A 5,318-nucleotide genomic window follows, 5' to 3' on the forward strand; every position below is an offset into this window, starting at 1 on the left:
GCGGCTGGCGGGGTGGACGCTCAGTGCGCTGCTGGCCGGGGCGTTCCTGGCCGTGGCAGGCAGGCGCCGGCCGACCCGGGCGGTCGTGTCAACGGGCGGCTCCGGCGCGCGCGGGCCTGGCTGCTCGCGGGCCGGCGACGCTGCTGGCCGGTCAGCTGGCGCTCTCCCGGCGGCGTGGACGCCGCCGCCTCCTACCGGCACGGGTCGCCCGACCTGCCCGGGCTGGGTCTTCCGCCGGCACACGTGCCGGCCCTGCCCATCCTCACGGTGGGGCTGTTCGTGGTGGCGGCGTTCACCCGGCCGCCGAGGTGGCTCGCCCGGGTGCTCTGGCCGGCCGCGCTGCTGGCGGGGGCGGTGCTCTTCGCCGCCGACCGGGCCGACTGGTTGGGACCGGCGTTCCTGCTCGCCGCCGGTGGCCTCGGCGGCTGCCTCGCCCTCGCCGACGCTCCCACGGACACCCACACCGAGACCGACACGAACACCGACGCCCGCACGGACACCGGCGGCGACACCGACGACGCCCACACCGGTGGCGGCATCGACACCCGCCCGGACGCCGGTGCGGACACCAGGTCCGGCGGCGGCACGGGCGCCGGCTCGGTTGGCTCCGGCCGGCGTGGCCACGCGGCCGTCGGCGGGATGCTGGTCTTCGCCGTCGCGGCCGTCGCCTACTACGCGGCCTACGACCTCGGGTACCCGAACGGCTGGGTGCCCGTCGCGTTGGCGGTGCTCGTCGGAGTGGTCGCGGTCACCGGGCGCCCCGCCGCCGCAACCGTCCTCCCGGGAACCGCGCCGGCGTGGACGGCCGTCGGGCTCATCCTGCTGACCGCGGTGGCCGCCGGGATCCACCGTCCGGTGCCCGCCACCGAACGGCGTGCCGTGGCGGCGGGCAACGTACGCGTGGTGGCGTACAACGTCCGGATGGGCTTCGGGCTGGACGGACGGCTCGACCTGGACGGCCTGGCCCGGGCGGTCACCGGGAGCCGGCCGGACGTGGTGCTGCTCAGCGAGGTGGACCGCGGCTGGCTGCTCAACGGCGGCCACGACACCCTCGCGCTGCTGGCCCGGCGGCTGCGCATGCCGTACGTCTTCGCGCCGGCCGCCGATCCGGTGTGGGGCGACGCGGTGCTCAGCCGCTGGCCGGTGCGCTCCAGCGAGACCCGGCCGCTGCCGGCCGGCGGGGCGCCCACCGGGGCGCAGGCCCTCGGCGTGACGCTCGACCTCGGTGGCGGTGCCCGGCTGGCCGTGGTCGCCACCCACCTGCAACCCCCGCCCGGCCGGGGCCCGGTGACCCAGGCCCGCCAGGTCGCCGCCTTCGCCACCCGGTACGCGGCCGGCCGTCCGCTGGTGCTGGCCGGCGACCTGAACACCGAGCCGGGCGATCCGGCGTTCCTGGAGTTCACCGGTGCCGGCCTGGTGGACGCGCTGGCGTCGGCCCGGCCGGTGCCGACCAGCCCGGCCGACGACCCCCGCGAGCAGATCGACCACGTCTTCGTCTCCCCGGGCGTCACCGCCGCCGACGTGGTGGCGCCGCGCAGCACCGCCAGCGACCACCTGCCGGTCACGGTCACCCTCACCCTGCCCTGACCGGTCCGCGTTCCGCCCGCCCCGGCGTCCCGGCGGTGCGGCATCGCCGTGCGTCGGTGCGGGTCGGCCGGGACGGGGCGGACGGCGCTGGGCTGGGGAGGTCGGCGGCGGCCCGCCCGCCGCTGCCGACGCGCTAAAGCCGGTCGGCGGCGACCAGGCGGTCGCCGGAGAAGGCGAGCAGCCAGCCACCGCCCTTCGGGGTGGTGAAGTCGTCGGCCCGGCCGGCCAGCCGCTCCAGGGCGCCCGGCAGCACCTTGCCCTGACTGCACACCGCCACCGGCTCCCCGGCGGCGGCCAGCGCGGCGAGGTGCGCGGCCGCGGCCAGCGCGCACTCGTCCACCTGCTGGCCGGGTTTCGGCTCGTCGAAGTCGCCGACCACCTCGATCGGCAGGTCCAGCAGGGCGGCGGCCGGGTCCAGGGTCTGCACGCAGCGGCGGGCCGAGGCGGACAGCAGGCGCGCCGGGCGCACCAGGGCGACCAGTTCGGCCAGCGCCTGCGCCTGGGCCCATCCGGTGGCGTCCAGCGGCCGGCCGGTGTCCGGCCCGGACCAGGTGCCCCGCTTGCCGGCGTGCCCGTGCCGGATCAACAGCACCGTGGCGGTGACCGGCGGCAGCGCCGCGAACGCGCCGAGCACCTCGGCGTCGTGGGGGTAGCTGACCAGGCGTACCGCCTCGTCGGCCGGGAGCCAGCGCACCTCGTCGACCTCGGTGTCCGGCTGGAAACCCCCCTCGGCCACCGCCCGCATCGACCAGTAGTCCACCCGCTTCGGACGGCCCTCGCTGCGATAGTGGACGGCGGGCAGCCGGACCTGTGGCACCGCCCGGACGTCGGTCTCCTCGGCCATCTCCCGAACCGCCGCCCGCAGTGGGTGCTCACCGGGCTCCAGCTTGCCCTTGGGCAGCGACCAGTCGCCGTACCGGGGCCGGTGCACCAGGCAGACGTCGACACCGGCGGCACCCGGCCGCCAGGCGACCCCGCCCGCCGCCCGGATGCTCGCCGGCTCCTCGCCCGTCATCCGCTCACCGTAAGCCCGGCCGCGGTGCGCCGTGGCCCGCTCAGCCGGCCGTCCCGCCCACCCGTCGCAGCAGCAACTCCTGCAGATGCGTCAGCGGCCCCTCCTCGGTGCCGGTACGCCGGGTCCAGGTCCCGTCCCCGGCCAGCTCGAACGCGTCCACCTCGGGGCTCATCGCGGCGGTCAGCACGTGGTCCAGCTCGGCCCGGGCGACCGGGTCGCTCACCTGCACCAGCGCCTCCACCCGGCGGTCCAGGTTGCGGTGCATCAGGTCGGCCGAGCCCATCCAGAACTCGGCGTCGCCGTTGTTGCCGAACCGGAAGACCCGCGAGTGCTCCAGGAACCGGCCGAGGATCGAGCGGACCCGGATGTTCTCCGACAGCCCCGGCACCCCGGGGCGCAGCGTGCACATGCCCCGGATCAGCAGGTCCACGTGCACGCCGGCCCGCGACGCCCGATAGAGCGCGTCGGTGATCTCCTCGTCGACCAGCGAGTTCACCTTGAACTGCACCACGCCCGGCATGCCGAGCCGGACGTGCGCGATCTCCCGCTCGATCCGCTCGACCAGGCCGCTGCGGATGCCTGCGGGGCCACCAGCAGCCGCCGGTACGCGGTCTGCCGGCTGTACCCGGTCAGCACGTTGAACAGGTCGGTCAGGTCGGCGCCGATCTCCGGGTCGGCGGTGAGCATGCCGAAGTCCTCGTAGAGCCGGGCCGTCTTCGGGTGGTAGTTGCCGGTGCCGATGTGGCAGTAGCGGCGGATCTGGTTGCCCTCCTGGCGTACCACCAGGGCGGTCTTGCAGTGCGTCTTCAGGCCGACCAGGCCGTAGACGACGTGGCAGCCGGCGCGTTCCAGGGTCCGCGCCCACCCGATGTTGGCCACCTCGTCGAAGCGTGCCTTCAGCTCGACCAGCACCACCACCTGCTTGCCGGCGGCGGCCGCGTCGACCAGCGCGTCCACGATCGGGGAGTCGCCGCTGGTGCGGTACAGGGTCTGCTTGATGGCGAGCACGTTCGGGTCGGCCGCGGCCTGCTCGATGAAGCGCTGCACGCTGGTGGCGAACGAGTGGTACGGGTGGTGCACCAGCACGTCCCCGTCCCGCAGCGTGGCGAAGACGCTGCGTGGCACCTCGCCCTCGGTGAGCCGGGGATGGGTGGCCGGCACGAACGGCGGGTCCTTCAGGTCGGGTCGGTCGGCCTCGCCGTACACCTGCCAGAGCGCGGAGAGGTCGAGCAGGCCACGGACCCGCAGCACGTCCTGGCCGTCCATGTCCAGCTCGCGGACGAGCAGCTCCAGCATGTGGTCGGAGATCGAGGCGGCGACCTCCAGGCGGACCGGCGGGCCGAACCGGCGCCGGGCCAGTTCCCGCTCCAGGGCCTGGAGCAGGTCCTCGTCGCGGTCCTCGTCGACCTCCACCTCGGCGTTGCGGGTGACCCGGAACAGGTGGCACTCCACCACCTGCATGCCGGAGAAGAGCTGCCCGAGGTGCACCGAGATGAGGTCCTCCATCGGCAGGAACCGCACGCCGGGCTGATCCCGGGCCACCCGGACGAACCGGGGCACGTTGTTCGGCACCTTCACCCGGGCGAAGAGTTCCGACCCGCCGTCCGGGTCGCGGACCGACACGGCCAGGTTGAGCGACCGCCCGGAGATGTACGGGAACGGGTGCGCCGGGTCGACGGCGAGCGGGGTGAGCACCGGGAAGATGTGCTCCCGGAACCAGGTGCGCAGCCGCTCCCGTTCGGCGTCGTCCAGCTCGCTCCAGCGCAGGATCCGGATGTCCTCGGCGGCCAGCTTCGGCAGCACGTCGTCGACGAAACAGGCGGCGTGCCGGGCCACCAGGTCGGCGGTCCGCTCCGCGATCAGCTCCAACTGGGTCCGCAGCGGCAACCGGTCCCCGCCGCGGACCGGCAGGCCGGCGGAGAGCCGGCGCTTCAGCCCGGCCACCCGCACCATGTAGAACTCGTCCAGGTTGCTGGCGAAGATGGCCAGGAACTTGGCCCGCTCCAGCAGCGGGGTGCGCGGGTCCTCGGCCAACGCCAGCACCCGGGCGTTGAAGTCGAGCCAGGAGAGCTCCCGGTTGAGGAAGCGGTCCTCGGGCAGCGGCGGCGCCGGGGGCGGCTCCTCGTCGGCGCCGGCGGTCGGGCGCTGCTCCGGACCGGTGACCGGGTCGAGCACCTCCTCCAGCCCGGCGGAGGCCGCCGCGGTGTCGGCGCGGGCGAGCCGGGGTCCCCGGGCGGGGTCTCCTCCGGGGGGCGGACGGTGCGGAAGCGGTCGTCGGTGCCGCGGGTGCGGACGCCGTTGCGGGGTTCGGCCGGGTCGGTGGCGTGCGGCGGGCGGTCGGGGTGCTTGCGAGGGGTGCTCACCAGCTCATAATCACCCGATTCCGGTTAACGCAAAATGAACTTGGCGGGGTGATCAGGGCATCGTCGGCAACGTCACCCGGACCACCGTGCCCGTCGCATCGACGTCGATGCGTACCCGCTGACCCAGCCGGAGCAGGCGCAGCCCGGAGGCGTCGAAGGCGCGGGCCGGGAAGGCCAGCTCGGTGCCGTCGTCGAGGAGCAGCACCCCGCTGCGGGTCGACGCGTCGTAGGTGGCCACCGTGCCCTGCATGCCAGCACCGTACACCGGACGGGTCAGGCCGGGGCCGCGGCGGCGCCGGCCCCGAGGAGCACCGCGGTGCGCGGGCCGAGGCCGAGCCGGGCGGCCGCGGCCA

3 protein-coding genes and 1 pseudogene are annotated in these 5,318 nt (G+C 75.3%); 1 reads left to right on the forward strand and 3 read right to left on the reverse strand.

All coding sequences use genetic code 11. From position 1 onward, the window contains the following. The coding region (locus tag JNW87_RS34130; protein WP_238455105.1) for an endonuclease/exonuclease/phosphatase family protein at positions 1 to 1,587 on the forward strand (1,587 nt) is incomplete at its 5' end. A 133-nt stretch (positions 1,588 to 1,720) separates the two neighbouring features. On the opposite strand, the gene JNW87_RS34135 is transcribed toward JNW87_RS34130, so the two are convergent. The 3 genes and pseudogenes from JNW87_RS34135 to JNW87_RS34145 form a co-directional block, all read right to left on the reverse strand. Beyond that, the gene (locus JNW87_RS34135; protein WP_109804401.1) at positions 1,721 to 2,602 is read right to left on the reverse strand and encodes an NUDIX hydrolase; all 882 of its coding nucleotides are present in this window, start codon (positions 2,600 to 2,602) and stop codon (positions 1,721 to 1,723) included. 40 nt (positions 2,603 to 2,642) lie between these two features. Continuing rightward, positions 2,643 to 4,965 (reverse strand): annotated as a pseudogene (locus JNW87_RS34140) (RNA degradosome polyphosphate kinase). Positions 4,966 to 5,017: 52 nt separating this feature from the next. Then, positions 5,018 to 5,215: a cold-shock protein gene (locus JNW87_RS34145; protein ID WP_238455106.1), complete on the reverse strand. Its 198-nt coding sequence runs from the start codon at positions 5,213 to 5,215 to the stop codon at positions 5,018 to 5,020. Positions 5,216 to 5,318 lie beyond the last annotated feature (103 nt).

The sequence above is a fragment of the Micromonospora sp. ATA51 genome (genome assembly GCF_016802855.1).
Lineage (GTDB): Bacteria > Actinomycetota > Actinomycetes > Mycobacteriales > Micromonosporaceae > Micromonospora > Micromonospora sicca.